Here is a 26876-nt window from a genome sequence, read left to right as displayed (position 1 = left end):
GGTTGACGTCGGCATCAACCCCCCGTTGGATGCGACCTTGTTGAGCCCCGCAATATTTTTGGCGGCGACCGTATCAGCGAAAGCACAGGGGGTAGGGGAAATGAGAACCCAGCAATTACCGCGGCTGTTGTCCGTGTTCCTGGCCGTGCTGACAACTCTTGCCGTCGGCGGAACGGCGACCGCAGCCGCATCGTCCGGCGCCGCCTCAGGAAAGGTGGCAGCCGCGGTGCCGCCGCGAAACGACTCGTCCGACGATCCGGTCTACTTCCTCAAGGGCTATCTCGGGGCATCATCGGATGCGAAGGGCACCGATTGCATGGATTCCTGGGGACCGGCCAACAAACTCTTCGAAGAAGAGGGCTGGACCGGCCCCCTCCACTTCGTCGGGTATTATTCCGGCGACACGAACTGCAATACCCGGCTCCTCGACGACGGCACCAAGAACACCTCCCTCAAGGAACTGGGAAGGCTGCTCGCCTGGGACATCCACCGCGCGTACTCCCAGGTCGGGCAGTCGGTGGACATCGTCTCGCACTCCATGGGCGGTCTGATCGCGCAGGCGGCCATCACCGGGGTCGAGCGTGGTGAGCCCGGGTGGCCGCCCTACATCTACGTCGAGGACGCGGTCAGCATCGCCGGTCCGCACGCCGGTACCGCATTCGCCTATGCCTGCGACCCGTTCGAGCCGACCACCCAGTGCCGTGAGATGAGGCCGGGCTCCGACTTCCTCGACTGGACGGGCGAGAACCCGCAATCCGCTCAGGGAACCGACTGGACCGTCATCGGTGCGGCGGCCGACTGGAAAATAGGTCTGTCCGCGATGGGAATGTCGGCGGACCACCGGGTGTGGTATCCCGAGACCGACGCCACCGAGGGCTGGACGCACGAGAATCTCAACGAGATAACCACCGGGGTCTACCCCCAGTGGTATCAGAACGTGCCCGAACGGCCCAAGAGCGACCGGACCGGCGCGGCTCCCGCCCGCGTAGCGATGAACGCCCTTTACTGGTGCGAGAAATGGTAGGCCGAGAAGTGGTAGGCCGAGCGGCACACCGGTGCACATAGTCGGATTGCGCCGGAGCATCGCGAAGACCGTCCAGGCCGGCCGAGGTCCCGCCGGCCTGGACGAGCACCGGCTCCCCCGCACCCGTGGCACATGGACGTGATCGGCGGGGGTCCGGAGGCGGGCACGGCGGCCGCGCGCCGGGGACACGTGCCCCGCATTCGGGGCACCATGGCCATATCCGCTCGCTCCGCCGAGGAGGTCCCATGTCGCCGCGCTCCGCAAGGTCCGTGCCCCGGGATGCCGTGCACCACCCCGTCTTCGCCCGGTTCTACGCTCGGCAGAGCGTGGCCGCCGAGCCCCTCATCAGTGGGCACCGGCGGGAGCTGCTCGCCGGGCTCGCCGGGCGGGTGATCGAAGTCGGTGCGGGCAACGGGCTCAACTTCCCGTACTACCCGGGCGAGGTCTCCGAGGTCGTGGCGATCGAACCGGAGCGTGTTCTGCGGCGGCTCGCGGTCTCCGCGGCCCTGCGCGCGGACGTGCCGGTGGACGTCGTGCCCGGCGCCGCGGAGGCGCTGCCCGTCAAGAGCGAGGCGTTCGACGCGGCTGTCGTCTCACTCGTGCTGTGCAGTGTGCGGGACGTGCGGCGGGCGCTCGGCGAGCTGCGGCGGGTGCTGCGGCCCGGCGGTGAGCTGCGGTTCTTCGAGCACGGCCGGGCACCGGGCAGGCTGATGTCGGTCACCCAGCGCGTCCTGGACCGGACGGTGTGGCCGCCGCTGTTCGGTGGCTGTCACGTCGCACGGGATCCGCTGGCGGCCCTGCGCGACGCCGGGTTCGAACTCGGCGCGCACCGGCGGTTCCTGGTCCCGGCGAAGGGGCCGCGCCTGCCGACGTCGTACTGCGTGCTGGGCACGGCTCACCGGCCCGACCTCGCCTGACGCCGGCTCACAGGCTCCACTGGCGCAGCTGGTCCGCTATGGCGTGCACGCTCGCGCCGTCCTCCTTCACCAGGCGGGCCAGCTCGCGCACCTGCTCGGGGGAGGTGACGACCTTCAGACCGCTGGAGACGAGGTAGGCGTAGGCGACGGAGGAGGCGAAGAGGGCGTTGGAGCGTTCGAGTGCGGGAATGTGGAGCAGGACCTGGAGGAGCGCGGCCGCGCGGTCGTGCGGGGTTTCGTAGACGGGCACGCCGAATATCTCCGCCTCGTGTCTGCTGACGGCGGCGACGAGCGCGCCCCAGTCGGTGACCTGCGGGTCTCCTGGCGTCTTGTGTTCGGCGACCATCAGGAGCCAGGCGAGGTCGATTCTGAGGTCCAACGGCTCAGCAGCGACCTTCACGCACCGGGCGGCTGCCCTCGCGCTCGACGCCGAACTCCTCGGCGAACACCGATTCGTACTGCTTCATGAAGTCGGCGGCGGCCTCGACGAAGGTGTGGCCGATTTCCCCGGCGTCCTGTTTGACGAGTTCTTCGATGTAGCGGTTGACGCTCATGCCGCGGGCCAGGGCGCGCTCCCGCGCGGCCCGGGCGGTGTCCTCGTCCACCCGCACGTTCAGCTGTGTCTTCGCCATACCGTCAAGCTAGCGCCGGGGTGCTAGCACCACAAGACCGCCATGACCTTGCCCCTTACATGCGTTTCGGGGCCCGACCTCGGAGGGATACCGGACACCCGGGCGGCCCCACTACTCTCGGCGGGGTTACGGGAGTTGGAACGGCCACAACCCAGGAGGCCGCCTTGTCCACACCTGCTTCGACACCGGCCGCGGGCCGTCCGGAGCCCGCCGGGATCGCCGCGCGTGCCCGCGGCCTCACCAAGGCGTACGGCTCGGGCGAGACGACCGTGCTCGCCCTCGACTCGGTCGACGTGGACATCACGCGCGAGCGCTTCACGGCCGTCATGGGCCCCTCCGGTTCGGGGAAGTCCACCCTGATGCACTGCCTCGCCGGCCTCGACAGCGTCTCGGCGGGCCAGGTGTGGCTCGGCGACACGGAGATCACGGGCCTCAAGGAGCGGGAACTGACCCGGCTGCGGCGCGACCGCGTCGGCTTCATGTTCCAGTCCTTCAACCTCATCCCCACGCTCAACGCCCTGGAGAACATGACGCTGCCGATGGACATCGCGGGGCAGCGGCCCGACCGCGATTGGCTGGAGCACGTCATCGACACACTGGGGCTGCGGGACCGGCTCAAGCACCGTCCCGCGCAGCTGTCCGGCGGGCAGCAGCAGCGGGTGGCGTGCGCGCGGGCGCTGGCCGCCAAACCCGAGCTGATCTTCGCCGACGAGCCGACGGGCAACCTCGACTCACGGGCCGGGCTCGAAGTCCTCGGCTTCCTGCGCGAGGCGGTGGACCAGCTCGGCCAGACCGTCGTGATGGTGACCCACGATCCCGGCGCGGCCGCCCACTCCGATCTGGTGCTCTTCCTCGGCGACGGCCGGATCGTGGACGACATGGAGCGGCCGACGGCGGAGGCGGTGCTCGAACGCATGAAGCGGTTCGACGCCCTGCACACGGTGGCATCGGGCGCGCCCGGGGCGGCGCCGGGCCCGACCACGGCAGCGCCGAGCGCGTCCGTGTCCATCGACAAACCGTCCGACCAGAGCTGAGCCGGGGGCCGCGGTGCTGAAGGCGACACTCAGGAGCTTCCTGGCGCACAAGGGACGGCTCGCGCTCTCCGCGCTGGCCGTCATCCTCTCGGTGGCGTTCGTGGCGGGCAGCCTGATCTTCTCGGACACGGTCACGCGCACCTTCGACCGCCTCTTCGCCTCCACGTCGGCCGATGTGACGGTCGGCCCGAAGGAGGACCTGGACGAGGCCATGCCGTCCGGGCAGACACCGACGGTGCCCGCGAACCTCAAGGAGCGGGTGGCCGGGGTCGACGGGGTAGAGGACACGCACATCGACGTGTCCGTCGAGAACATCACCATCGTCGACCGCAACAACGAATCCGTGGGCTCGACGACCGGCGCCCCCACCATCGCCACCAACTGGTATCCCACCGACCGCAGCCCCGTGGAGCTCACCTCGGGCCATGCACCGCGCGGCGACGGCCAGGCGATGATCGACGCGGACACGGCCGACAAGAAGGACGTGGAGATCGGGGACACCCTCACCGTCCAGGCACGCCCCGGCTCGTTCAAGGTGAAGATCGTCGGCATCGCCACGTTCACCACCACGAACCCGGGCGCCGCTCTCGTCTTCCTCGACACGTCGACCGCCCAGCGCGAGCTGCTCGGCTCGCAGGACGTGGCGACGAGCATCGCCGTGACGGCCGCGGACGGCGTCGACGACCCCACGCTGAAGCGCCGGATCTCCGCCGAGCTGGGTTCGGGCTACGACCTGCAGACCGCCGACGAGCAGGCCGAGTCGGCGGCGTCCGAGCTCGGCGGGTTCCTCGACGTCATCAAGTACGTGATGCTCGGCTTCGCCGGGGTCGCCGTGCTCGTGGGCATCTTCCTGATCGTCAACACCTTCTCGATGCTCATCGCGCAGCGCACCCGCGAACTGGGCCTGCTGCGCGCCCTCGGCGCCGACCGCAGGCAGGTGCGCCGCTCCGTGCTCTTCGAGGCGCTGCTGCTCGGTCTGGTCGGCTCGACACTGGGGCTCGCCGCGGGCATAGGGCTGGCCCTCGGCCTGATCGAGCTGATGGGCCTGCTCGGGATGAACCTGAAGTCCACGGAGATGGTCATCGGGTGGGCGACGCCCGTCGCCTCGTACGTCGTCGGGGTCGGCGTCACGTTCGTCGCGGCGTACCTCCCGGCCCGGCGGGCCGCGCAGGTGTCGCCGATGGCGGCGCTCGCCGACGCGGAGATCGCCGGTGTGGGGCGGCCGTTGCAGGTGCGGGCCGTCGTGGGTGCCGTCGTCGGGGCGGCCGGTGCCGCCGCGCTCGTCGGTTGCGCGACCGCGGAGAAGACCTCGTCGGCGGCGTCGCTGCTGGGCCTCGGCATCGTCCTGACCCTGATCGCCACGGTCGTCGCCGGGCCTCTCCTGGTGCGCCCGGTGATCCGGGTCCTCGGCGGCGCGTTCCCCGCGGTCTTCGGCTCGGTCGGCCGGATGAGCCAGCGCAACGCGCTGCGCAACCCGCGGCGCACGGGCGCCACGGCGGCCGCGCTGATGGTGGGGCTCGCGCTGGTCGGCGGCCTCTCGGTGGCCAGCGCGTCGATGACGAAGTCGTTCGACCGGCAGATCGACAAGACGCTCGGCGCGGACTTCGTCGTACAGAACAGCAACTTCATGCCGTTCTCGCCGGAGATCACCGGGAAGGTCGAGGATACCGAGGGCGCCGGTCTCGTCGTACGCCAGCGCTTCACGCCCATCGAACTGGCGCTGCCCGACGGCAAGAACGTCGAGTCGACCGCCGCCGGGTACGACCCGCGACTCGACGACGTCGCCAAGGTCACGTACGCCCAGGGCAGTTCACGGGAGGCGCTGGCGGCCGACAGGATCGGCATGGACAAGGACTTCGCGACGAAGCACGACGTGCGGCTCGGGGACGCGCTGCCCGCGACGTTCCCCGGCGGACGCGAGACGAAGCTGACGGTCGGCGCGCTCACCGACCAGGACTCCGCCGAGGGCTTCGGCATCGAGGGCGGGCTCTTCCTCGGGTTCGGTACGGTCGAGAAGTACGTGCCGGGCGGCCAGGACTCCGCGCTGTTCGTCAACGCGGCGTCGGGCACGGACGCGGACACCCTGCGCGAGCGCCTGGAGAAGGCCCTCGACCCGTATCCGCAGGTGCAGGTGCGCGACCAGGCGGACTACAAGGAGCTGATCCGGCAGCAGATCGCCGTGATGCTCTACCTCGTCTACGCCCTCCTCGGCCTGGCGATCGTCATCGCGGTCCTCGGCGTGGTCAACACCCTCGCCCTGTCGGTCGTGGAGCGCACCCGGGAGATCGGTCTGCTGCGCGCCATCGGCCTCGGACGGCGCCAGCTGCGCCGCATGATCCGCCTGGAGTCGGTGGTGATCGCTGTGTTCGGGGCGCTGCTCGGCCTCGCGCTGGGTCTGGTCTGGGGCGTCGCCGTGCAGCAGGTGCTCGCGCTCCAGGGCATGAAGGAGCTGGCGTTCCCCTGGACGACGATCGTCGCGGTGGTGATCGGTTCGGTGGTCGTCGGGCTCGCGGCGGCGCTCCTGCCGGCACTGCGCGCGTCGCGGATGAACGTGCTGGCGGCCATCGCGCACGAGTGATGCCCCGGCGTCCGCATCCTGAAAATCCGTGCGCCGGGGTGCCGGCCGGTGGTGGGATGCCGACATGAACGCTCTCCATGTATGGGACAAGGACCTGCACGTGCGGACCGCGACGGCCGAGGACCTCGACGCGGTGCTCGCCTTCTGGAAGACGGCCGCCGAGGGCACGAGCATCAGCGACGACCGCTCAGGAGTGGAGCGGCTCGTCGCCAGGGACCCCGAGGCGCTGATCCTCGCGGAGCGTGGCGGCGAGCTCGCGGGCACGGTCATCGCGGGCTTCGACGGCTGGCGCTGCCATCTGTACCGCCTCGCCGTGCACCCGGAGCACCGCCGCCGCGGCGTGGGCTCGGCGCTGCTCGCCGCCGCGGAGGAGCGGTTCGTGCGGCTCGGCGGGCGGCGCGGCGACGCGATGGTCCTGGACCGCAACGATCTCGCCCACCACGCCTGGCGCGCGGCGGGCTACGCTCCCGAGCCGCAGTGGAGCCGCTGGGTGAAGCACCTCCCTGCCGGGTACCAGGAGTAGACCCCGCCTGAGGTCCGGGCGGCTTTGCCGGTCCTTTACCCTGTACGTACCACTCGTATCCGACTGAAAGGTGTGAGCGTCCGCCCATGGGCGAGCCTCCCAGTACCCGACATCGCGCACTCCTCCCGCTCCTGTCCGATCATGGGACGGAGGTGACCCGATGACCGAAGTGCTCCTGCTCCTCGTGGCGGTGCTGCTCAGCCTGGCGTGCGGTGTCTTCGTCGCGGCGGAGTTCTCCCTCACGACGGTCGAGCGCAGCGAGCTCGAGCGGGCCGTCGAACGCGGCGAGCGCGGCGCGGCCGGTGCCCTCAAAGCCGTCAAGAACCTCACCTTCCAGCTCTCGGGCGCCCAGCTCGGCATCACCGTCACCAACCTGGTGGTCGGCATGCTCTCGGAGCCTTCCATCGCCAAGCTGATCTCGGGCCCGCTGCGCGACCTCGGCGTCCCTTCGTCGGCGGCCTCCTCCATCGCCCTGGTCATCGGCACGGCCCTTTCGACGGTCTTCCTGATGGTCGTCGGCGAGCTGGTCCCGAAGAACTGGGCGATCTCCTCGCCGCTCGCGGTCGCCAAGCGGGTGGCCACGCCCCAGCGGCTGTTCAGCGCCACGTTCCGGCCGTTCATCGCGCATCTGAACAACACCGCCAACCGTTCCGTACGCCGCTTCGGCATGGAGCCCACCGAGGAGCTCGCCTCCGCGCGCGGCCCCAAGGAGCTGGTGGCCCTGGCCCGCCACTCCGCCAGGGAGGGCGCCCTGGAGGCCGACACCGCCGAGCTGTTCGTGCGCACGCTGAACCTCGCCGACCTCACCGCGGAGAACGTGATGACGCCCCGCGTCCAGGTCATGGCCCTCGACGTGCACGCCACCTGTGAGGACGTCGCCAACGCCACGCGCGCCACAGGCCTCTCCCGCTTCCCCGTGTACCGCGGGAACCTCGACACGGTCGTCGGCGTCGCCCACATCAAGGACGTGCTCGCCATACCGGCCGAGCGCAGGCAGCGCGTCCCCGTCTCCGAACTGCTGCGCGAGCCGCTGCTCGTGCCGGAGACGCTGACCGTCGACCGGCTCCTCGACCGGCTCTCGGGCAAGCGCACGATGGCCGTGGTGATCGACGAATACGGCGGGACCGCCGGGGTGGCCACCCTGGAGGACATCGTCGAAGAGGTCGTCGGCGAGGTGCGGGACGAGCACGACCCGCACGAGACGTCCGACATCGCCCTCGAAGGCACCGACGACGACGGCAGGACGCTGTACTCCGCCGACGGCGCCGCCCGCACCGACCAGCTCGCGCGGGTCGGCCTGCGGGTGCCCGACGGGCCGTACGAGACGCTCGCCGGCCTCGTCGCCACGCGGCTCGGCCGCATCCCCACCGTCGGTGACGGTGTCGAGGTGGGCGGCTGGCGGCTGGACGTCGTCGACGCCACGGGGCGGCGCGCCGCCCGCGTGCTGCTGCACGCGCCGCCGCTGCCCGGTGACCACGACGCCCGCACGGCCCGCGCCGACCACGAGGAGGACGCCCGATGACCGCCATCCAGCTGCTGATCGGTCTGGCGACGCTCGTCGTCAACGCCTTCTTCGTGGGCGCCGAGTTCGCGCTCATCTCCGTACGCCGCAGCCAGATCGAGCCGCACGCGGAGGACGGGAACAAGCGCGCCAAGAGCGTCATGTGGGGTCTGCAGCACGTGTCGGCGCTGCTCGCCGCGGCGCAGCTCGGCATCACGCTGTGCACCCTCGTCCTCGGCATCGTCGCGGAGCCGGCCATCGCGCATCTGCTTGAGCCCGCGTTCGACGCGGTGGGCGTGCCGCACGGGCTGGTCCACCCGATCTCGTTCGTCATCGCGCTGGCCCTCGCGACCTATCTGCACATGCTGCTCGGCGAGATGATCCCGAAGAACATCGCGCTCGCCGAGCCCGTGCGCTCGGCGCTGCTCCTCGGGCCGCCGCTGGTGGCGCTGGCGCGGGCGCTGCGCCCGGTGATCTTCGCGATCAACGCGTTCGCCAACGGCCTGCTGAAGCTGCTGCACGTCGAGGCCAAGGACGAGGTGTCGGCGAGCTTCTCCGACGACGACCTCGCCCGCATGGTCAAGGACTCCGGAGACGCGGGTCTCATCGACAACCGCGCGCAGGAGCGGCTGCACGACGCGCTCGAACTGGGCCGCCGCCCGGTCAGGGACGTGGTCCTGCCACTGGAGGCCGTGGTCTACGCGCGCGTGGGCGTCACCCCGGAGCAGTTGGAGCAGCTCTCGGCCGAGTCCGGGTTCTCCCGCTTCCCCGTGGTCGATGACGGCCGCCGCATCGTCGGCTATCTGCACGTCAAGGACGCCCTGGACCGGGCGCCGCGCGATCTGCCGTTCCGGGTGCCGGACATGCGCAAGATCGCCCAGGTGCGCGAGACGACGCCACTGGACGACGTGCTGACCGCCATGCGCGGCAGCCGCACCCACGTGGCTGCGGTGCTCGGCTCGGACGGCAGGCTCGCCGGGATGGTCACGATGGAGGACGTGCTGCAGGAGCTCTTCGGCCAGCCCGTGTGACCCGCACGTGCGCGGTGACCTGCGGCGGAGGGCCTGTCTGCCCTCCGCCGCGCCGCTCAGAGGACCGGTTCGCCCGCGCCCGCCGACGACGTCGGCTGCTCGGTGATGCCGGGTCCCGCCGCGCCGGCCTCCGCGGCCCCGACCGCCGTCAGGACCGCGAGGAACGCGGCGAGGCCCGCCGTCGCGAAGGCGGCGCCCCACTCGACGTCCAGCAGGCTGGTCGCCCCGGCGACCAGGACGGCGGCCAGCGCCTGCGCGAACGTGCGGATCGCGCGTTCCGCGGTGGCCTTCCAGAAGGCTCCGGTCCACATGGCTGGCTCGCTCTCTCGTGACGACGGCTCGCCTATGGCATACCGCCGTGACGCCACACTGCCCAGGGGCCGGGTGGCCCGGGAAGCGGAGGGTGTGGTGCCTGTGGGGACCCTCAGACAGCGGTCGGCTCCGCGGCGGCCAGCAGCGCCACCTCGTCGAGCACGGCGGCCGCCTGCGCGGTGAGCTCCGCCGTGGCCACGAAGCCTCCGTCCCGGCCGGCCAGGCGGTCCTCGATGCCGGAGACCGACAGGCTCCGCCCTGCGGGCCGCAGCCCCACCCTGCGCAGCACCGGCTGGATCATCTCGACGGCGGGGGCTCCTCCGGAGCTGCCCGCGCTGTAGCTGATCAGGCCGACCGGCTTGCCCCGCCACTCCTTCTGCAAGTAGTCGATGGCGTTCTTCAGGGGCGCGGTGAAGCCGCCGTTGTACATCGGCATGACGAAGATGAAGCAGTCGGCGGCCGCGACGGTCGCGCTCCAGTCCTTGGTGTGCCGGTGGATGTAGCGGCCTTCCGACGGGTGCTCGGGCTCGTCGAAGAACGGCAGGCCGACCTCGCCGAGGTCGATCAGGGTGGTCTCGAACTCCTTGCGGGCGGCGGCGAGTTCCGCGACCCAGACGGCCAGCGGGCGGCCCGCGGAGGTGGGCCGGGTACTCGCCGAGACGACGTACAGACGAGGCATCGTGCCGCTCCTTCACATGGTGGCGCCGTCACCCTTCGAACAGCAGCGGTACCCGCACCGTTAGTGGTTGACGTGTCACCTATTACGGTAGGAGCGAGCTGAATGACATGTCAACCAAATCTCCGATACGGTGGGTCCATGCCCCAGGAACCCCGCTGGCTGACCGACCGCGAACAGCGCGCATGGCAGGCGTACCGCCGCATGTTCCTGCTGCTCAACGCGGAGCTGTCCCGCGATCTCAACCGGCAGAGCGGACTCTCCGATCCCGACTACGACGTCCTGTCCAACCTGGGCGCGAGCCCCGACCACCGCCGCCGCGTCAGCGAGCTCGCGGACCGCATGCTCTGGTCCCGCAGCCGCCTCTCCCACCACCTCGCCCGCATGCAACAGCGCGGCCTCGTGGTGCGCGAAGAGTGCGCCACGGACGGCAGGGGCGCGGTGGTCGTGCTCACGGAGGAGGGGCTGCGCACGATCGAAGCGGCCGCCCCGCTGCACGTGGAGTCCGTGCGCAGGCACTTCATGGATCTGCTGACCCCCGAACAGATCGAGGCGTTCACCGACGTCGGGGAAACGGTGGTGGCCCGGCTCACCGAGCCCGGCTCCGGGTGACACCTGCGACGGCGCGCCCCGGCGGGATACCATCGCTTCCGCCATGCAGATGAATGCCAACTACACCAGTCTCGTCGCGGTGGGCGACTCCTTCACCGAGGGCATGTCGGACCTGCTGCCCGACGGCAGCTACCGCGGCTGGGCCGACCTCCTGGCCGGCCGGATGGCGGCGCACAGCCCCGGTTTCCGCTACGCGAACCTCGCGGTGCGGGGCAAGCTCATCGGCCAGATCGTCGACGAGCAGGTCGACGTCGCGGCCGCGATGCAGGCCGATGTGGTCACCCTGGTGGGCGGGCTCAACGACACCCTGCGCCCGAAGTGCGACATGCGCCGCGTCCGCGATCTGCTCGAAGAGGCCGTGGAACGCCTCGCGCCCGCCTGCAAGCAGCTCGTCCTGATGCGCAGCCCGGGCCGCAACGGCCCGGTGATGGAGCGGTTCCGCCCGCGCATGGAGGAGCTCTTCGCGCACGTCGACGACTTGGCCGCCCGGCACGGCGCGGTGGTCGTGGACCTGTACGGCGCCGCCGCCCTCGGCGACCAGCGCATGTGGGACGTGGACCGGCTGCACCTCACGGCCGAGGGGCACCGCAGGGTCGCCGAGGCCGTGTGGCAGGCGCTGGGCTACGCCCCCGAGGACGACTGGCAGGCCCCGCTGCCGGCCGCCGTGCCGCCGGGCTGGGCGGTGCGCCGCATCGCCGACGCCCGGTTCGCCAGGCAGCACCTCGGGCCGTGGATAGGGCGCCGCCTCACCGGCCGCTCGTCCGGCGACGGCCGCGCGCCCAAGCGCCCCGACCTGCTCCCCTACGACGGCCCGCTCCCCTAGGCCCTGTCGCCGACCCACGCTCTCGTAGCTTCCGACGAACGGGGGCGTGGCGCTGGCCTGCATGAATGCCCAGTAGAATCCGTACACGTGACTGCTGCGCCTGCAAAGCCCCGTATCCCGAACGTCCTCGCCGGACGTTATGCCTCCGCCGAGCTCGCCACCCTCTGGTCGCCCGAGCAGAAGGTGAAGCTGGAGCGTCAGCTCTGGCTCGCCGTGCTGCGCGCGCAGAAGGACCTCGGGATCGAGGTTCCGGACGCCGCCATCGCCGACTACGAGCGCGTGCTCGACCAGGTCGACCTGGCCTCGATCGCCGAGCGCGAGAAGGTCACGCGCCACGACGTGAAGGCCCGCATCGAGGAGTTCAACGCCCTCGCCGGGCACGAGCATGTCCACAAGGGCATGACCTCGCGCGACCTCACCGAGAACGTGGAGCAGCTGCAGATCCGGCTCTCCCTGGAGCTGATCCGCTCCCGTACCGTCGCGGTCCTCGCCCGGCTCGGCAAGCTCGCCGGGGAGTACGCCGAGCTCGTGATGGCCGGCCGCTCCCACAACGTCGCCGCGCAGGCGACGACGCTGGGCAAGCGCTTCGCGACCGGCGCCGACGAGCTCCTCGTCGCCTACCGCCGCCTGGACGAGCTCGTCGACCGCTACCCGCTGCGCGGCATCAAGGGCCCCGTCGGCACCGCCCAGGACATGCTCGACCTGCTCGGCGGCGACGCCGGGAAGCTGGCCGACCTGGAGCAGCGCATCGCCTCGCACCTCGGGTTCGAGACGGCCTTCACCTCGGTGGGCCAGGTCTACCCGCGCTCCCTCGACTACGACGTGGTGACGGCGCTGGTGCAGGTCGCCGCCGCGCCGTCCTCGCTGGCCAAGACGATCCGTCTGATGGCGGGCCACGAGCTGGTGACCGAGGGCTTCAAGCCGGGCCAGGTCGGCTCGTCCGCGATGCCGCACAAGATGAACACCCGCTCCTGCGAGCGCGTCAACGGCCTCACCGTCATCCTGCGCGGCTACGCCTCGATGACCGGCGAGCTGGCAGGCGACCAGTGGAACGAGGGCGACGTCTCCTGCTCCGTCGTACGACGGGTCGCCCTGCCCGACGCGTTCTTCGCGCTCGACGGTCTCCTGGAGACCTTCCTCACCGTGCTCGACGAGTTCGGCGCCTTCCCGGCGGTCGTGGCCCGCGAGCTGGACCGCTACCTCCCCTTCCTCGCCACCACCAAGGTCCTGATGGCCGCGGTGCGCGCGGGCGTCGGCCGCGAGGAGGCCCACGAGGCCATCAAGGAGCACGCGGTCGCCTCCGCGCTCGCCATGCGCGAGCAGGGCGCCGAGCGCAACGAACTGCTCGACAAGCTCGCCGCGGACGCCCGGATCCCGCTGGACCGCGCCCAGTTGGACGAGCTGATGGCCGACAAGCTGTCCTTCACCGGCGCCGCGAGCGACCAGGTCGCCGCGGTCGTCGCGCGGATCGAGGACCTGCTGAAGAAGCACCCCGAGGCCGCGGCGTACACGCCGGGCGCCATTCTGTAGCCCGAACCCGGCACAGCGGCCCGTCCACCCGGATCGGTGGACGGGCCGAGCCGTGTCCCGGCACGGGCGGAGTCAGGCGGCGCGGGCGGCGGTTCCCGCGTCGGCGTACCCGGCCTCGGCGCGCACGCGGTCGCAGCTGCGGCTGATCAGACGCGAGACGTGCATCTGGGAGATGCCGAGCTTCTCCGCTATCCGGCTCTGCGTCATGTCCTCGAAGAAGCGCAGGTACAGGATGGTCCGCTCGCGCTCCGGGAGCTTCCGCAGCCCGTTCTTGGCCGCCTCCCGGTCGGTGATGATGTCGTACGCGGCGTCCGGCGCCCCGAGCGTGTCGGCGAGGCTGAAGCCGTCGGGGTCGGCGGAGGAGATCTCGGCGTCCAGCGACAGGGCGCTGTAGCCCTCCATCGCCTGCATGCCGTCCCGCACCTCGTCCTCGGTCAGCCCCGCGTGCGCGGCGATGTCGGCGATGGAGGGCTCGGGGCCGCTGCCCGGCTGGTCGATGAGTTCGCGGCGGGCGGCGCGGACCTTGTTGCGCAGATCCTGGACGCGGCGGGGCACCCGCACGTCCCACATGCGGTCGCGGAAGTGCCTGCGCAGTTCGCCGGTGATGGTGGGCACGGCGTAGCTCTCGAAGGCGCCGCGGCCGGGCTCGTACCGGTTGACGGCCTTGACCAGTCCCATCGCGGCGACCTGCCGCAGGTCTTCCAGGTTCTCGCCCTTGTTGCGGTAGCGGGCGGCCAGCCGGTGGGCCATGGGCAGCCATGCCTCGACGATCTGCTCGCACAGGATCTCCCGCTCGGGGCCGTCCTCGAGCGCCGCGAGCCGGGCGAATTCCGCGGTGGTGTCCGGTGCGTCGTTGTGGGGGTGTCGGCCCGTCGCACGGCGACGGGCGGAGTATGCAGTGAGGTCCGTAGGCATCAGAATCGCTCCTCAACGGTGCCGCCAATAAGTGACCGCGAGAAACGGGGCGCCCCAGTGACAGGCATCCACCGGGAGTGAACACACCGCTCCCGCGAACGCGCCTCCGGTCCGAAGCACGACGTTCGCCTGCCCTGCGTATGGGGGGTCAAACAGCAGTGTGAGCAAGGAGATCGGGGGTGAATACCTCCGAATGGGTGGGGCATACGGGACGCGGGGTGCGCAGCGCCGGAACGGCCATCGGGCGCCCGTGTCGCCGACCGGCCGCATTGGGGTGCGGCCGGTCGGTCTCCTGACGGGCCCTAGGCGCCGGCGAGGACCTCACTGTCCAGGCGGCTCAGCATGTCGGCGGGATCCGCGTACACGGCCGCGGCACCGGCCTCCTCCAGATCGCTCCGGGGAATGCCTCCCGAGAGCAGCGCGATGCTGCGGACGCCCGCCCGCGTCGCCGCCCGCATGTCCCACACCGTGTCGCCCACGAACAGCGCGTCCTCCGGGGCGCATTCGGCGATCTCCAAGGCGTGGTGGACGGGGTCGGGAGCCGGCTTGCCCGAGGACACGTCGTCCGCGCTCGCGATGCCGACGATGACGTCGTCGGCATCGATGGCCCGGCGGAGCGCTTCGAGCTCCGAGCCGCCCGCCGAGGTCGCGAGGACGATGCGCCGGCCGCGGTCGTGCAGCGCGTGCAGCAGCTCGCTCGCGCCCTCCAGCGCGGGCAGCCGGTTGAAGTACGTGCCGTACAGCGTGCTGTGCGCGGCGCTGATCTCCTCGTCCTTGCCGGTGTCGCGGTCCTCGCCGAGCAGGTGGGCGATGAGGTCGGTCGAGCCGAGGCCGACGGCCCGGTGGATGTCGTGCATCGCGACCTGGTGTCCCGCTTGGCGGAACGCCTCCCACCAGGTGGTCACGTGCAGGTGGTTGGTGTCGGTCAGCGTTCCGTCGACGTCGAACAGCGCCGCACGTCTCATCACTGCGTACCTTTCTCTCGCTTGGTCACTCCGCTGATGACGAAGCCGCTGCGGGGCTTGGTCGGCACGCGGTTCAGGGGGATGCGCAGGTCCTGCTCGGGGACGTCGTGGTCGAGCCGCGCGAGGCGCGGGAGCAGGGTGCTGAGGACCGCGAGGGTGACGTCCTCGCCCGGGCAGCGGTGGCCCTGGGAGGCCTCCCCGCCGCCCTGCGGGACGAGTTCGTCGCGTCCGGGTTCGCGGCCGGTGAAGCGCTCGGGGTCGAACGTGTAGGGCGCGTCCCACAGTTCGGGATCGTGGTTCTGGCCGTAGAGGTCGAGGAGGACCATGGTGCCCTCGGCGATGGGCTCGCCGTGCCATTCGATGTCGGCGGGGGCGAGTCCTGCGACGAACGGCGCGAACGGGTAGAAGCGCCGCACCTCGTGGGCGAACGCCCGGGCGTAATCCTCGTCCTGCGCGGCCAGTCGCTTCCGGAGCGCCGGGTGCCGGTGCAGGGCATGCGCCCCGAACACCGTGAACCAGGTGACGGCGACGGTCGGCCGGAGGATGTTGAGAAGCTCGACGGCGGCCGTACGCGGCGTGAGCAGCTCACCGTCGGCGTCACGGTGGAACGCCACGGCCGCCACCACGGAGGGCGGCTCCCCCGTCCCCTGCGCCGCTTCTCCGCCCGCCGACCGGACGTCCTCGATCAGCCGGGCAAGGCGTGCCTCCTGACGCCGTCGGGCGAGGCGGGCCTTCCAGTGCCGCGGGCCCGCCGTGGCGAAGCCGTCGACCATCGCCACCAGGTCCTGCGCGGTCCGCCGCGATTCGTCGTCGGGGTGCTCGGGAAGAGGGACGCCCGCCCATGCGCACACGGCACGGGTGATCAGGACGCTCACTTCTTCGAACAGCGTCACCTGGGGGTGGTCGGCCCACTCCTTGCAGGACCGCTCCCATTCGTCGGCGACATGCCGCGCCAGTCCGGCGACACCCGCGGTGTCCTTGAGGACCGTCATGAAGAGGGCCTTGCGCTGCCGGTGCTCCGCCCCGTCGAGGGTGTGCACCGCGCCCTTGCCGAAGAGCGTGGCCAGGATGGGTTCGGGCAGGGCCGTCCGACGGCGTACATGGTCCTCGTCGTAGAAGAATCCGACGGCCGCGGGGCCGCGCAGCGCGATGGCCGGCTTGCCCAGCAAGCGGGTACGGACGGCGCCCGGGCCCCGGCGGCGGGTCAGGTCGGGGAGCCACGCGTAGCCCTGACCGAGCAGCGGCAGCGTGTTGTCCAGCATGGAGTCCTCCTGAATGGAAAGGCGCAGGCCCCGGTGGTCGGCGGACGACTCGGTCGGCTCGGTCTCCGTGGCCTGTCGATCACTGCTCACGGGTTCCCCGGTGTCGCCTTCGCGAATCAGGGCGAAAGGGGGTCAGATGCGCGAAGTCGACATGGACGGGACCGGCGAAGCGGGCACTTCACCCCGTTTCGGCCGTGATGCGGAGGGGCACCCGGCGTACGGCCAAGATCGTGAAAGGAGGCCTCCCCCATGCGGGATCAGCAGACCACCCCGGGCGCCGACGCGCCCAGGGAATCGCAGGGAGCGAGTGAACCGACCCCCGAGTTCCCCGCGCACAAGCAGGACCCGCCGGGCCTGGAAGCCGAGATGACACCGGCGCCCCGCTACCGGGCACCGCGGTACAAGGCGGCGGGAAAGCTGGCCGGGAAGGCCGCGCTCATCACCGGCGGCGACTCCGGCATCGGCCGGGCCGTCGCTCTCCTGTACGCCCGCGAGGGCGCCGACGTCGCCATCGTGTACCTGCCCGAGGAGCAGCGCGACGCGGAGGAGACCCGGCGGGTCGTGGAGGCCGAGGGGCGCGCCTGCCTGCTCCTGCCGGGAGACCTGCGCGAGGCGGAATTCTGCCGCGACGTGGTCGCCCGCACGGTGGCCGAGTTCGGCAGGCTCAACATCCTCGTGAACAACGCGGCGCATCTGAACAGCAAGCTGGAGCTGGAGCAGCTGACGGCCGACGACTGGGACCGGACGTTCAAGACCAACGTCTACGCGTGCTTCCACCTGGTCATGGCCGCCCTTCCGCACCTCGGCCAGGGCGACGCCATCATCGCGACGGCGACCGAGGAGGCCCTCAAGGGCAGCAACACCATGATCGATTACGCGGCTTCGAAGGCCGCGCTGATCACCTTCATCAAGTCGATCGCCTCGCACCTGGCCCGCCGGGGCGTCCGCGCCAACGTCGTCGCGCCCGGCCCCACCTGGACCGTCCTGAACAACTCCGACCCGCACATGCCGAAGGAGGGACTCGTCCACCTGGGCGACGAGACCCCGCTCGGCCGGCCCGCCCAGCCGGAGGAGCTCGCGCCCGCCTACGTGTACTTCGCGTCCGAGGCCGACTCCAGCTTCACCGTGGGCGAGGTGCTCGCCGTCACCGGCGGGGAGACCGACACCCGCTGAGGCCCCCTCCCCCAGCGCCGTCGACGGCGAGCGGAGGGGGCGGTGGCAGGCGCTACAGGCCCACGTCGCGGCTGCGGAAGTCCTCCAGGGATTCGCGGCGGACCAGCAGTCGCGCGTGGCCGTCGGTCACCGCGACCACGGGCGGGCGGCCCACCATGTTGTAGCCGGAGGCCATCGACAGGTGGTACGCCCCGGCGACGGGCACGGCGAGCAGGTCGCCCGGGCGCACGTCGCCGGGCAGCGGGACGTCCGAGGCGAGGATGTCACCCGCCTCGCAGTGCCGTCCGACGACCGTCGCCGGGGCGGGCTCCGCCGAGGAGCGCCGCCCGACCAGACGGGGCACATAGCGCACGCCGTAGAGGGCGGGCCTCGGGTTGTCGCTCATCCCGCCGTCCACGGCGACGAAGGTCTTCCCGCCGGTGCGCTTCACGGCGAGGACCCGGTAGAGCGCGACGCCGGCGGGGCCCGCGATGGCGCGCCCCGGTTCCACGATCAGGCGCGGCACCGGCAGGCCCGCCGCCGCGCAGCTCGCGGTCAGCTCGGCCCGCACCCTGCGGGCGAGCGCGGTGATGTCGAGCGCCTCCTCGCCGGGGCGGTACGCGATGCCGTGCCCGCCCCCGAGGTCCAGCTCGGGGAGGGTGACGCCGTGCTGGTCCTCGATCCGCGCCAGCAGCCCGACCATGCGGCGCACCGCGGCGAGGAAGGGCTTCTCCGTGGTGATCTGCGAGCCCAGATGGCAGTGCAGGCCCACCAGCTCCAGCGTCGGCTGGCCGAGGATGCGGGCCACCGCGTGCTGGGCGGACCCGTCCGCGAGGGACAGGCCGAACTTCTGGTCGTCGGTGCCCGTACGGATCTTGGCGTGGCCGCCGGCCGCGATGCCAGGCACCACCCGGACCAGCACCTTCTGCCGACTGCCCGGCGGGACGGCCGCGGCGAGGCGCGCGATCTCCGACGCGCTGTCGATGACGATCCTGCCCACGCCGAGACGGAGGGCGGCCCGCAGGTCGTGCGGGCTCTTCGCGTTGCCGTGCAGGACGATGCGGTCCGCGGGGAAGCCCGTGGTGACGGCGAGCTCCAGCTCACCGGCCGAGCAGACGTCGAGGCCAAGGCCTTCCTCGTCCATCCAGTGCGCCATGGCGCGGCACAGGAACGCCTTCGCGGCGTAGAGGACTTCGGCGTCGGGGAAGGCCTGCCGGTATGTACGGCAGCGGCTGCGTACGTCGTCCTCGTCGATGAGGTACGTGGGGGTGCCGAAGCGCTCGGCGACGTCGGCGAGCGGCACGCCGCCGACGGCGAGGTCGCCGTGGGCGAGCCGCGTGGTGGAGGTGGGCCAGACGGACAGTTCTGCCGCATTCGCATCCGGTGCCGAGGCCGGTACTCGTGCCGAGGCCGGTGCCGATGCCGGTGCCGGTGCTGCCGGGAGCGGGGATTCGCGGAGTGTGGTCATGACAGCTTCTCTCGTCGTCTTCAGTCGTTCCGGGATGTCAGAGCGCCCACGAGGGCGGCGGCCGCGCCGGTGTCCCGTGGTGCGTCTCCGCCCCTCCGCGGGGCCAGGCCCCGGCCGACGACGATCGGCTGCGGCGGACCGACGGGGTGCGCGGCGAGGCGGGGATCGACGGTGACGTCGCTGACGCCGAGCGGCTCGGCGAGAGACCGCAGCGCCGGTTCGGAGAGCCTGATCCAGGCCTGCCGGTGACCGAGTGCGGCGCTCAGGCGGTGCGGAGTCGTGAAGGCGACGGCGGTGCGCCCGCCGACGGGTGTGCGGAACAGGCGGGCCACGCAGCCCGCGGGTCCCGGCCGGACGGGGACGAACAGCGGCCCGGCCGGGCCCGGTTCACAGGGCTCGGGGTCCTCGCCGCACGGGAGCTCGGCCATGGGTACCTCCAGTGGAGACAGAGACAGAGACAGGGACTGCAGGAAAGCTGAGAAGCGCCGCGGGCCCGTTCGGAGCTCCGCAGCACACGACGACGTTATGCCCGGTACGGGGTGCCAACCGACCGCTCATGACGCGACGTTGACGTAACCGCGCCCACCCCTGACGCGATGCTGGCGCACGGCCCGTGCCGTTGATCAGGGCGGCGTCAAAGTCGATCAGGCCGGCATCAAAGCGGCGGGACGCTCTTGCGGTCCGTGCGCGCGGACCAGTTGGATGACCCACGGAGCGGGAACCCGGCGGCCGGGACAGCCGGCCGGCCCCCGGTCACGGCCCGTCCCGGCCCGGCTCCCCGTTTCACTCGAAGGTTTCACTCCGGAGGAGCCCCGATGATCCAGCTTCCGCCGCACCACCTGCCCGCCGAGCCCCGCTGGTTCGCTCCCGGGGCTCCCGGGCCCGCCGCCCTGCCCGAGCACGTCACGGCCACCGGTGTCGGCAGCTGGTGGGCCGATCGCGCCCTGGACCCGCGGGCCGTGGCGGTCTCGTGCGCCGGTCATGTGCTGCTGAGCGGTGATCCCGGCAGTGTCGCGCCCGGTCTGCTGGCTCCCTTCGCGCACAGCCATGTCGAGGCTCCGGTCCGTTTCCTGCCGGTCCTCGGCAGCGCCTTCGACCGCGTCGTACCGGACGAACGCATGGTGTACATCCACCGGGAGCCGGTGGAGCCGCCCCGTCCGCCGCGGGGTGTGACCGTCCGCCGTCTGACGCCCACGGACGCGCCCGCGCTCGCCGCCCTCTCGGCCGACTCGTCCTGGATATACGACAGTTGGGGCGGGCCCGAGGGCCTCGCGGCCTCCGGGCACGGCTGGGCCGCGGTCGACCGCGACGGCCGCGTCGCCGCCGTGGCCTGCGGCTACTTCACCGGACAGGCGTACGAGGACGTCGCCGTGCTCACCACGCCCGAGCGCCGCCGCGAGCGCCTCGCCCTCGCCTGTGTCACGGCCCTCTGCGCGGACATCACCGCGCGCGGGCGCACGGCGAGCTGGTCCTGCGGGCGCGAGAACCGCCCGAGCCGCCTGCTGGCCTGGACGGCGGGCTTCCGGCTCAAGCGCGAGTACGTGCAGTACGTCACCGGAAAGCACGTGGCACCGCCCCGGCACGCAACGGACGTGCCCGCTTGACGTACCCGGCTGACGTACGCGCCTGACATGCGCGCCTGACATGCCAAGCATTAGCCGCCCGCTCGTTCGAGATCAAGAGCGATCAGAAGAGGGCAAGGTCACAGCCTTCGGTGGCACCGCGTGCCATGGGTTGCGCCCTAGCATCGGGGCATGACGGTCCTGCCTGACGACGGGCTTTCCCTGGCCGCCGAGTTCCCTGATGCGACCCATGAGCAGTGGCACCGCCTTGTGGAAGGCGTGCTGCGCAAGTCGGGTAAGGACGTATCGGGGACGGCCGCAGAGGAAGCGCTGTCCACCACCCTCGAGGACGGGCTCACCACCCGCCCCCTGTACACCGCGCGCGACGCCGCGCCCGACGCCGGTTTCCCCGGCTTCGCCCCTTTCGTCAGGGGTTCCGTTCCCGAGGGCAACACCCCGGGCGGCTGGGACGTCCGGCAGCGGTACGCGAGCGCCGATCCCGCGCGCACCAATGAAGCGGTCCTCACCGATCTGGAGAACGGCGTCACCTCGCTCTGGCTGACGCTGGGCTCCGCCGGCCTTCCGGTCACCGGTCTGGAGCGTGCGCTCGACGGCGTCTACCTCGACCTGGTGCCCGTCGCGCTCGACGCGGGCAGCGAGTCCGCGACCGCCGCCCGGGAGTTGCTGCGCCTGTACGAGGCCGCGGGCGTCGCCGACGACGCGGTGCGCGGCACGCTCGGCGCCGACCCGCTCGGGCACGAGGCCCGCACCGGGGAGAAGAGCACCTCGTTCGCGGCGGTCGCCGAACTGGCCCGGCTGTGCGGGGAGCGCTATCCCGGTCTGCGCGCGCTGACCGTGGACGCGCTGCCGTACCACGAGGCGGGTGCCTCCGCCGCGCAGGAGCTCGGCGCCTCGCTCGCCACCGGTGTCGAGTATCTGCGCGCCCTGCACGACAAGGGTCTAGGCGTCGAGAAGGCCTTCGCGCAGCTGGAGTTCAGGTTCGCGGCCACCGCCGACCAGTTCCTCACCATCGCCAAGCTGCGCGCCGCGCGCCGCCTCTGGGCGCGTGTCGCCGAGGTGTCCGGGGTGCCGGCCGCCGGGGCGCAGCGGCAGCACGCGGTGACCTCGCCGGTGATGATGACCCGCCGCGACCCGTGGGTGAACATGCTGCGGACCACCGTGGCGTGCCTCGGCGCGGGTGTGGGCGGTGCCGACGCCGTCACGGTCCTGCCGTTCGACCACGAGCTCGGGCTGCCGGACGCCTTCGCGCGCCGCATCGCCCGCAACACGTCGACGATCCTCCTCGAGGAGTCGCACCTCGCGCGTGTCATCGACCCGGCGGGCGGCTCCTGGTACGTGGAGCGGCTCACCGACGAACTCGCCCACGCGGCCTGGGACTTCTTCAAGGAGATCGAGCGCGCGGACGGTCAGGTCGCGGCGCTGCGCTCCGGCCTGGTCGGCGACCGGATCGCCGCGACCTGGGCCGAGCGCAGGAAGAAGCTGGCCCGGCGCCGCGAACCGATCACGGGCGTCAGCGAGTTCCCGCTGCTCACCGAGCGCCCGGTCGAGCGCGAGCCCGCGCCCGCCGCCCCGTCCGGCGGTCTGCCCCGGGTGCGCCGCGACGAGGCGTACGAGGAGCTGCGCGGCCGCTCGGACGCGCACCTGGAAGCGACCGGCGCCCGCCCGAAGGCGTTCATCGCCGCGCTGGGGCCGGCCGCCGCGCACACGGCGCGCGCGACGTTCGCCGCCAACCTCTTCATGGCGGGCGGCGTCGAGCCGGTGCACGACCCGGTGTCGGTGGACGCGGAGACGGCCGCCGAGGCGTTCGCGGCGAGCGGCGCCACGGTCGCGTGCCTCTGCTCCAGCGACGCGCTCTACGCCGAGCAGGCGGAAGCGGTCGCGCGGGCCCTGAAGTCGGCGGGCGCGCTGCGGGTGTTCCTCGCGGGGCGCGGGGAGTTCGCCGACATCGACGAGTATGTCTTCGCGGGCTGCGACGCGGTCGCGGTGCTCACCTCCACCCTCGACCGCATGGGAGTGGCGTAATGCGGATCCCCGAATTCGACGACATCGAACTGGGCGCGGGCGGCGGCCCGTCCGGCTCGGCGGAGCAGTGGCGCGCCGCCGTGAAGGAGTCCGTCGGCAAGTCCGAGTCCGACCTCCTGTGGGAGACGCCCGAGGGCATCGCGGTCAAGCCGCTGTACACGGGCGCCGACGTCGAGGGCCTGGACTTCCTGGAGACGTACCCGGGTGTCGCGCCGTATCTGCGCGGTCCCTACCCGACGATGTACGTGAACCAGCCGTGGACGATCCGGCAGTACGCGGGGTTCTCCACCGCCGAGGAGTCCAACGCCTTCTACCGCCGCAACCTCGCGGCAGGGCAGAAGGGGCTCTCGGTCGCCTTCGACCTGCCCACGCACCGCGGGTACGACAGCGACCACCCGCGCGTCACCGGTGACGTCGGCATGGCGGGCGTGGCCATCGACTCCATCTACGACATGCGTCAGCTCTTCGACGGCATTCCGCTGGACAAGATGACGGTGTCGATGACGATGAACGGCGCCGTGCTGCCCGTTCTCGCGCTGTACATCGTGGCGGCCGAGGAGCAGGGCGTACCGCCGGAGAAGCTGGCGGGGACCATTCAGAACGACATCCTCAAGGAGTTCATGGTCCGCAACACCTACATCTATCCGCCGAAGCCCTCGATGCGGATCATCTCCGACATCTTCGCGTACACGTCGCAGAAGATGCCGCGCTACAACTCCATCTCGATCTCCGGCTATCACATCCAGGAGGCGGGTGCGACGGCCGACCTGGAGCTGGCGTACACGCTCGCCGACGGTGTGGAGTACCTGCGGGCCGGGCAGGAGGCGGGCCTGGACGTGGACGCGTTCGCGCCGCGGCTCTCCTTCTTCTGGGCGATCGGCATGAACTTCTTCATGGAGGTCGCCAAGCTCCGCGCGGCGCGCCTGCTCTGGGCGAAGCTCGTGAAGCAGTTCGACCCGAAGAACGCCAAGTCCCTCTCCCTGCGCACCCATTCGCAGACGTCGGGCTGGTCGCTGACCGCGCAGGACGTGTTCAACAACGTCACGCGCACGTGTGTCGAGGCGATGGCGGCGACGCAGGGCCACACGCAGTCCCTGCACACGAACGCCCTGGACGAGGCGCTCGCCCTGCCGACCGACTTCTCCGCGCGGATCGCCCGCAACACCCAGCTGCTCATCCAGCAGGAGTCGGGGACGACGCGGACGATCGACCCGTGGGGCGGCAGCGCGTACGTGGAGAAGCTGACGTACGACCTGGCGCGCCGCGCCTGGCAGCACATCGAGGAGGTCGAGGCGGCGGGCGGCATGGCGCAGGCCATCGACGCGGGCATCCCGAAGCTGCGCGTCGAGGAGGCCGCGGCGCGCACCCAGGCCCGCATCGACTCGGGGCGCCAGCCCGTCATCGGCGTCAACAAGTACCGCGTGGACACCGACGAGCAGATCGACGTCCTGAAGGTCGACAACTCCTCGGTGCGCGCCCAGCAGATCGAGAAGCTGCGGCGCCTGCGCGAGGAGCGTGACGACGCCGCCTGCCAGGACGCGCTGCGCGCCCTGACGGCGGCGGCCGAGCGGGGTCCCGGCCAGGGACTGGAGGGCAACCTGCTCGCGCTCGCGGTCGACGCCGCCCGGGCGAAGGCCACGGTCGGTGAGATCTCCGACGCACTGGAGAGCGTGTACGGGCGGCACGCGGGCCAGATCCGTACGATCTCCGGTGTGTACCGCACCGAAGCAGGCCACTCCCCGTCCGTCGAGCGGACGCGTGCCCTGGTGGACGCGTTCGACGAGGCCGAGGGGCGCAGGCCGCGCATCCTCGTCGCGAAGATGGGTCAGGACGGCCACGACCGCGGCCAGAAGGTGATCGCGAGCGCCTTCGCCGACCTGGGCTTCGACGTCGACGTCGGCCCGCTGTTCCAGACGCCGGCGGAGGTCGCGCGCCAGGCCGTCGAGGCGGACGTGCACATCGTCGGCGTCTCCTCGCTGGCCGCAGGGCACCTCACCCTCGTACCGGCACTCCGCGAGGAGCTGGCCGCCGAGGGCCGCGACGACATCATGATCGTCGTGGGCGGCGTCATCCCGCCGCAGGACGTCGAAGCCCTGCACGAGGCGGGCGCCACGGCGGTGTTCCCGCCCGGCACGGTGATCCCGGACGCGGCGCACGACCTGGTGAAGCGTCTGGCGGCCGATCTCGGCCACGAGCTGTGAGCCGGTGAGGGCCAGTCCATGCCTGTGACGATCGACATCGATGCGTATGTGAAGGGCGTCCTCGACGGGAAGCGCGCGTACGTGGCGCGCGCCATCACCCTCGTCGAGTCGACGCGGCCCCAGCACCGTGCCCTGGCGCAGGAGTTGCTGACGGAGCTGCTTCCGCACAGCGGTCGGGCGCGGCGGGTCGGCATCAGCGGGGTGCCGGGCGTGGGCAAGTCCACGTTCATCGACGCGCTCGGCGTCATGCTCACGTCGCTCGGCCACCGGGTCGCGGTGCTCGCCGTCGACCCCTCGTCCACTCGCACGGGCGGCTCCATCCTGGGCGACAAGACCAGGATGGAGCGGCTCTCGCTGGATCCCGCCGCTTTCGTACGTCCCTCTCCTTCCGCCGGGACGCTCGGCGGGGTCGCCAAGGCGACGCGGGAGTCGATCGTGGTGATGGAGGCGGCGGGGTACGACGTGGTGCTCGTGGAGACCGTGGGCGTCGGCCAGTCGGAGACGGCGGTCGCGAACATGGTCGACACGTTCCTGCTGCTGACCCTCGCCCGCACGGGCGACCAGCTGCAGGGCATCAAGAAGGGTGTGCTCGAGCTCGCGGACGTCATCGCGGTGAACAAGGCGGACGGGCCGCACGAGCGCGACGCGCGCTCGGCCGCGCGTGAACTCGCGGGCGCCCTGCGTCTCATGCACCCCGCCGACTCGGCCTGGACCCCGCCGGTCCTGACGTGCAGCGCCCGTGAGTCGAGCGGTCTGGACACACTCTGGGAGCGCATCGAGCAGCACCGCGGCCTCCTCGACTCGACCGGCCGCCTCGCTGCCAAGCGCCGCGACCAGCAGGTCGACTGGACGTGGTCGATGGTGCGGGACGAACTCCTCGGCAGGCTGCGCGGCGACGCGGAGGTGCAGCGGGTGGCCCCGGAGCTGGAACAGCGCGTCCGCGAGGGTACGTTGACGGCCACGTCGGCCGCCGAGCGGATCCTCGACGCGTTCCGGACCGACCGCCCCTGACCCCGCCCCACCCGAACGGAGCCACCCGCACCATGCACGCCACGCCCGACGCGCCCGACGACTCCCCCGTGCTGCTCCGCCGTGAGGGCCGCGCCGGACACCTCGTCCTGAACCGGCCCCGGGCCATCAACGCCCTGAACCACGCCATGGTGCGGATCATGGCGGACGCCCTCGACGCGTGGGAGCGGGACGATTCGGTGGCGACGGTGGTCCTCACCGGCGCCGGGGAGCGCGGGCTGTGCGCGGGCGGCGACATCCGCTCCATCCACGACGACGTCCGCGCGGGCCGTGCGGAGGCGTCGGCCGCGTTCTGGCACGACGAGTACCTGCTCAACGCCCGGATCGCCCGCTTCCCGAAGCCGTACGTGGCCGTCATGGACGGCATCGTGATGGGCGGCGGCGTCGGTGTGTCGGCGCACGGGAGCGTGCGGGTGATCACCGAGCGGTCGCGGGTCGCGATGCCGGAGACCGGCATCGGCTTCGTGCCCGACGTGGGTGGTACGTACCTCCTCACGCGCACGCCCGGCGAGCTCGGCACCCATCTCGCCCTCACCGGCACGGCGGTGGGCGCGGGCGACGCGCTGCTGTGCGGGCTCGCCGACCACTTCGTACCGTCGGAGCGGCTGCGGGAGTTCACCGCGGCGCTCGCCGGGTCGGAGGCGGCCGATGTCGTACGGCAGTACGCGGCCGAGTCTCCCGCCGGTGAACTGGCCGGGCACCGCGAGTGGATCGACCACTGCTACGCGGCGGACTCCGTGGAGGAGATCGTCGACCGGCTGCACGCCTGCGGCGACCGGCACGCGAAGGAGGCGGCCGAGACGATCCTGGCGAAGTCGCCGACTTCGTTGAAGGTCACCCTGGCCGCGCTGCGCCGGGCCCGTGAGCTGCCGTCCCTGGAGGCCGTCCTCGATCAGGAGTACCGCGTCTCCTGTGCCGCGCTGGGCTCGCCCGACCTGCCCGAGGGCATCAGGGCCCAGGTCGTCGACAAGGACCGCAGGCCGCGCTGGTCGCCCGCGGAGCTGGGGCAGGTGACGGATGCGGACGTCGCCCGGTACTTCGGGCCGACGGGCAGGGACTCGCTGGGCCTCCTCTGACGAGATCTCG

General features: G+C 71.7%; 25 protein-coding genes. 16 read left to right on the top strand and 9 right to left on the bottom strand.

What is annotated here, in order from left to right:
- Window positions 1-100 precede the first annotated feature (100 nt).
- Both ACZ7LU_RS20465 and ACZ7LU_RS20460 read left to right on the top strand, forming a co-directional pair.
- Complete coding sequence (locus ACZ7LU_RS20465) at window positions 101-1024, top strand: esterase/lipase family protein (RefSeq protein ID WP_471917509.1); 924 nt, start codon at window positions 101-103, stop codon at window positions 1022-1024.
- Window positions 1025-1269: 245 nt separating this feature from the next.
- Complete coding sequence (locus ACZ7LU_RS20460; protein ID WP_471917508.1) at window positions 1270-1941, top strand: class I SAM-dependent methyltransferase; 672 nt, start codon at window positions 1270-1272, stop codon at window positions 1939-1941.
- Between the two features lie 7 nt (window positions 1942-1948).
- Here ACZ7LU_RS20460 and ACZ7LU_RS20455 read toward each other — a convergent pair whose 3' ends face one another.
- Together ACZ7LU_RS20455 and ACZ7LU_RS20450 are read right to left on the bottom strand one after the other, a co-directional pair.
- Window positions 1949-2320 carry a fic family toxin-antitoxin system, toxin component gene (locus tag ACZ7LU_RS20455; RefSeq protein ID WP_398306719.1) on the bottom strand — a complete coding sequence of 124 codons (372 nt, stop codon included), beginning with the start codon at window positions 2318-2320 and terminating at the stop codon, window positions 1949-1951.
- 4 nt (window positions 2321-2324) lie between these two features.
- Window positions 2325-2573, bottom strand: coding sequence for an antitoxin (locus ACZ7LU_RS20450; protein WP_362988728.1), 249 nt, complete (start codon window positions 2571-2573; stop codon window positions 2325-2327).
- A gap of 164 nt (window positions 2574-2737) precedes the next feature.
- Here ACZ7LU_RS20450 and ACZ7LU_RS20445 point away from each other — a divergent pair, with 164 nt between their 5' ends.
- The 5 genes from ACZ7LU_RS20445 to ACZ7LU_RS20425 all read left to right on the top strand — a co-directional run bounded on the left by ACZ7LU_RS20445 (window position 2738) and on the right by ACZ7LU_RS20425 (window position 9240).
- Window positions 2738-3607, top strand: a complete 870-nt coding sequence (locus tag ACZ7LU_RS20445; RefSeq protein ID WP_468314664.1) for an ABC transporter ATP-binding protein — start codon at window positions 2738-2740, stop codon at window positions 3605-3607.
- A gap of 13 nt (window positions 3608-3620) precedes the next feature.
- Entirely contained in the window at window positions 3621-6185 is a 2565-nt protein-coding gene (locus tag ACZ7LU_RS20440) for an ABC transporter permease (protein WP_471917507.1), read from the top strand.
- 64 nt (window positions 6186-6249) lie between these two features.
- Window positions 6250-6708: a GNAT family N-acetyltransferase gene (locus ACZ7LU_RS20435; RefSeq protein ID WP_471917506.1), complete on the top strand. Its 459-nt coding sequence runs from the start codon at window positions 6250-6252 to the stop codon at window positions 6706-6708.
- 160 nt (window positions 6709-6868) lie between these two features.
- Complete coding sequence (locus ACZ7LU_RS20430) at window positions 6869-8230, top strand: hemolysin family protein (RefSeq protein WP_471917505.1); 1362 nt, start codon at window positions 6869-6871, stop codon at window positions 8228-8230.
- Window positions 8227-9240, top strand: a complete 1014-nt coding sequence (locus ACZ7LU_RS20425; protein ID WP_468716540.1) for a hemolysin family protein — start codon at window positions 8227-8229, stop codon at window positions 9238-9240. The genes ACZ7LU_RS20430 and ACZ7LU_RS20425 overlap by 4 nt, the downstream gene beginning before the upstream one ends.
- Before the next feature lie 56 nt (window positions 9241-9296).
- Here the strand turns inward: ACZ7LU_RS20425 and ACZ7LU_RS20420 are convergent, their stop codons facing one another.
- Together ACZ7LU_RS20420 and ACZ7LU_RS20415 are read right to left on the bottom strand one after the other, a co-directional pair.
- The gene (locus ACZ7LU_RS20420) at window positions 9297-9551 is read right to left on the bottom strand and encodes a holin (protein ID WP_398306730.1); all 255 of its coding nucleotides are present in this window, start codon (window positions 9549-9551) and stop codon (window positions 9297-9299) included.
- A gap of 113 nt (window positions 9552-9664) precedes the next feature.
- Window positions 9665-10231, bottom strand: a complete 567-nt coding sequence (locus ACZ7LU_RS20415; RefSeq protein ID WP_471114697.1) for an NADPH-dependent FMN reductase — start codon at window positions 10229-10231, stop codon at window positions 9665-9667.
- A gap of 138 nt (window positions 10232-10369) precedes the next feature.
- Between ACZ7LU_RS20415 and ACZ7LU_RS20410 the strand changes: the two genes are divergently transcribed.
- From ACZ7LU_RS20410 to purB, 3 genes are all read left to right on the top strand, one after another.
- Window positions 10370-10840, top strand: a complete 471-nt coding sequence (locus ACZ7LU_RS20410) for a MarR family winged helix-turn-helix transcriptional regulator (protein ID WP_468314650.1) — start codon at window positions 10370-10372, stop codon at window positions 10838-10840.
- A gap of 43 nt (window positions 10841-10883) precedes the next feature.
- On the top strand, window positions 10884-11663 hold the full coding sequence (locus ACZ7LU_RS20405; RefSeq protein WP_468088889.1) for an SGNH/GDSL hydrolase family protein: 780 nt from the start codon (window positions 10884-10886) through the stop codon (window positions 11661-11663).
- A gap of 87 nt (window positions 11664-11750) precedes the next feature.
- Window positions 11751-13193 carry an adenylosuccinate lyase gene (gene purB, locus ACZ7LU_RS20400; RefSeq protein WP_468088891.1) on the top strand — a complete coding sequence of 481 codons (1443 nt, stop codon included), beginning with the start codon at window positions 11751-11753 and terminating at the stop codon, window positions 13191-13193.
- A 72-nt stretch (window positions 13194-13265) separates the two neighbouring features.
- Here purB and ACZ7LU_RS20395 read toward each other — a convergent pair whose 3' ends face one another.
- From ACZ7LU_RS20395 to ACZ7LU_RS20385, 3 genes are all read right to left on the bottom strand, one after another.
- Window positions 13266-14108 carry a SigB/SigF/SigG family RNA polymerase sigma factor gene (locus tag ACZ7LU_RS20395; protein ID WP_398306736.1) on the bottom strand — a complete coding sequence of 281 codons (843 nt, stop codon included), beginning with the start codon at window positions 14106-14108 and terminating at the stop codon, window positions 13266-13268.
- Window positions 14109-14410: 302 nt separating this feature from the next.
- The gene (locus ACZ7LU_RS20390) at window positions 14411-15073 is read right to left on the bottom strand and encodes an HAD family hydrolase (RefSeq protein WP_398306738.1); all 663 of its coding nucleotides are present in this window, start codon (window positions 15071-15073) and stop codon (window positions 14411-14413) included.
- Window positions 15073-16335, bottom strand: a complete 1263-nt coding sequence (locus ACZ7LU_RS20385; protein WP_471917771.1) for a cytochrome P450 — start codon at window positions 16333-16335, stop codon at window positions 15073-15075. Before ACZ7LU_RS20385 ends, ACZ7LU_RS20390 begins: the two co-directional genes overlap by 1 nt.
- Window positions 16336-16584: 249 nt before the next feature.
- On the opposite strand from ACZ7LU_RS20385, the gene ACZ7LU_RS20380 reads away from it, so the two are divergent.
- Window positions 16585-17508: an SDR family oxidoreductase gene (locus tag ACZ7LU_RS20380; protein WP_471917504.1), complete on the top strand. Its 924-nt coding sequence runs from the start codon at window positions 16585-16587 to the stop codon at window positions 17506-17508.
- 52 nt (window positions 17509-17560) lie between these two features.
- Here the strand turns inward: ACZ7LU_RS20380 and lysA are convergent, their stop codons facing one another.
- Both lysA and ACZ7LU_RS20370 read right to left on the bottom strand, forming a co-directional pair.
- On the bottom strand, window positions 17561-18955 hold the full coding sequence (lysA, locus tag ACZ7LU_RS20375) for a diaminopimelate decarboxylase (protein WP_471917503.1): 1395 nt from the start codon (window positions 18953-18955) through the stop codon (window positions 17561-17563).
- Window positions 18956-18975: 20 nt separating this feature from the next.
- Window positions 18976-19383 (bottom strand): SAV_915 family protein, encoded by a 408-nt coding sequence (locus tag ACZ7LU_RS20370; protein WP_471917502.1) that lies wholly within the window; start codon window positions 19381-19383, stop codon window positions 18976-18978.
- A 387-nt stretch (window positions 19384-19770) separates the two neighbouring features.
- Here ACZ7LU_RS20370 and ACZ7LU_RS20365 point away from each other — a divergent pair, with 387 nt between their 5' ends.
- The 5 genes from ACZ7LU_RS20365 to ACZ7LU_RS20345 all read left to right on the top strand — a co-directional run bounded on the left by ACZ7LU_RS20365 (window position 19771) and on the right by ACZ7LU_RS20345 (window position 26866).
- Window positions 19771-20559 carry a GNAT family N-acetyltransferase gene (locus ACZ7LU_RS20365; protein WP_471917501.1) on the top strand — a complete coding sequence of 263 codons (789 nt, stop codon included), beginning with the start codon at window positions 19771-19773 and terminating at the stop codon, window positions 20557-20559.
- A 150-nt stretch (window positions 20560-20709) separates the two neighbouring features.
- Window positions 20710-22560: a methylmalonyl-CoA mutase small subunit gene (gene mutA / locus ACZ7LU_RS20360; RefSeq protein ID WP_471917500.1), complete on the top strand. Its 1851-nt coding sequence runs from the start codon at window positions 20710-20712 to the stop codon at window positions 22558-22560.
- Window positions 22560-24761 (top strand): methylmalonyl-CoA mutase, encoded by a 2202-nt coding sequence (gene scpA, locus ACZ7LU_RS20355; RefSeq protein WP_468558455.1) that lies wholly within the window; start codon window positions 22560-22562, stop codon window positions 24759-24761. The genes mutA and scpA overlap by 1 nt, the downstream gene beginning before the upstream one ends.
- An 18-nt stretch (window positions 24762-24779) precedes the next feature.
- Complete coding sequence (gene meaB / locus ACZ7LU_RS20350) at window positions 24780-25772, top strand: methylmalonyl Co-A mutase-associated GTPase MeaB (RefSeq protein WP_471917499.1); 993 nt, start codon at window positions 24780-24782, stop codon at window positions 25770-25772.
- A 32-nt stretch (window positions 25773-25804) separates the two neighbouring features.
- Window positions 25805-26866 (top strand): enoyl-CoA hydratase/isomerase family protein, encoded by a 1062-nt coding sequence (locus tag ACZ7LU_RS20345; protein WP_471917498.1) that lies wholly within the window; start codon window positions 25805-25807, stop codon window positions 26864-26866.
- Window positions 26867-26876: the final 10 nt, after the last annotated feature.

It is taken from the genome of Streptomyces sp. NPDC039462 (assembly GCF_055639375.1).
Note: the sequence above shows the minus strand (reverse complement) of the source record. Positions and strands in the feature narration are given on the sequence as shown.

What these genes read in the sequence shown, in the direction of transcription:
- ACZ7LU_RS20460 (WP_471917508.1), top strand. Translation starts at nt 1,270, where the DNA reads ATGTCGCCGCGCTCCGCAAGGTCCGTGCCCCGGGATGCCGTGCACCAC.
- ACZ7LU_RS20385 (WP_471917771.1), bottom strand. Translation starts at nt 16,335, where the DNA reads ATGCTGGACAACACGCTGCCGCTGCTCGGTCAGGGCTACGCGTGGCTC.
- ACZ7LU_RS20415 (WP_471114697.1), bottom strand. Translation starts at nt 10,231, where the DNA reads ATGCCTCGTCTGTACGTCGTCTCGGCGAGTACCCGGCCCACCTCCGCG.
- ACZ7LU_RS20390 (WP_398306738.1), bottom strand. Translation starts at nt 15,073, where the DNA reads ATGAGACGTGCGGCGCTGTTCGACGTCGACGGAACGCTGACCGACACC.
- meaB (WP_471917499.1), top strand. Translation starts at nt 24,780, where the DNA reads ATGCCTGTGACGATCGACATCGATGCGTATGTGAAGGGCGTCCTCGAC.
- lysA (WP_471917503.1), bottom strand. Translation starts at nt 18,955, where the DNA reads ATGACCACACTCCGCGAATCCCCGCTCCCGGCAGCACCGGCACCGGCA.
- ACZ7LU_RS20380 (WP_471917504.1), top strand. Translation starts at nt 16,585, where the DNA reads ATGCGGGATCAGCAGACCACCCCGGGCGCCGACGCGCCCAGGGAATCG.
- mutA (WP_471917500.1), top strand. Translation starts at nt 20,710, where the DNA reads ATGACGGTCCTGCCTGACGACGGGCTTTCCCTGGCCGCCGAGTTCCCT.
- ACZ7LU_RS20425 (WP_468716540.1), top strand. Translation starts at nt 8,227, where the DNA reads ATGACCGCCATCCAGCTGCTGATCGGTCTGGCGACGCTCGTCGTCAAC.
- ACZ7LU_RS20465 (WP_471917509.1), top strand. Translation starts at nt 101, where the DNA reads ATGAGAACCCAGCAATTACCGCGGCTGTTGTCCGTGTTCCTGGCCGTG.
- ACZ7LU_RS20420 (WP_398306730.1), bottom strand. Translation starts at nt 9,551, where the DNA reads ATGTGGACCGGAGCCTTCTGGAAGGCCACCGCGGAACGCGCGATCCGC.
- ACZ7LU_RS20410 (WP_468314650.1), top strand. Translation starts at nt 10,370, where the DNA reads ATGCCCCAGGAACCCCGCTGGCTGACCGACCGCGAACAGCGCGCATGG.
- ACZ7LU_RS20345 (WP_471917498.1), top strand. Translation starts at nt 25,805, where the DNA reads ATGCACGCCACGCCCGACGCGCCCGACGACTCCCCCGTGCTGCTCCGC.
- scpA (WP_468558455.1), top strand. Translation starts at nt 22,560, where the DNA reads ATGCGGATCCCCGAATTCGACGACATCGAACTGGGCGCGGGCGGCGGC.
- ACZ7LU_RS20370 (WP_471917502.1), bottom strand. Translation starts at nt 19,383, where the DNA reads ATGGCCGAGCTCCCGTGCGGCGAGGACCCCGAGCCCTGTGAACCGGGC.
- ACZ7LU_RS20395 (WP_398306736.1), bottom strand. Translation starts at nt 14,108, where the DNA reads ATGCCTACGGACCTCACTGCATACTCCGCCCGTCGCCGTGCGACGGGC.
- ACZ7LU_RS20365 (WP_471917501.1), top strand. Translation starts at nt 19,771, where the DNA reads ATGATCCAGCTTCCGCCGCACCACCTGCCCGCCGAGCCCCGCTGGTTC.
- ACZ7LU_RS20430 (WP_471917505.1), top strand. Translation starts at nt 6,869, where the DNA reads ATGACCGAAGTGCTCCTGCTCCTCGTGGCGGTGCTGCTCAGCCTGGCG.
- ACZ7LU_RS20405 (WP_468088889.1), top strand. Translation starts at nt 10,884, where the DNA reads ATGCAGATGAATGCCAACTACACCAGTCTCGTCGCGGTGGGCGACTCC.
- ACZ7LU_RS20435 (WP_471917506.1), top strand. Translation starts at nt 6,250, where the DNA reads ATGAACGCTCTCCATGTATGGGACAAGGACCTGCACGTGCGGACCGCG.
- ACZ7LU_RS20450 (WP_362988728.1), bottom strand. Translation starts at nt 2,573, where the DNA reads ATGGCGAAGACACAGCTGAACGTGCGGGTGGACGAGGACACCGCCCGG.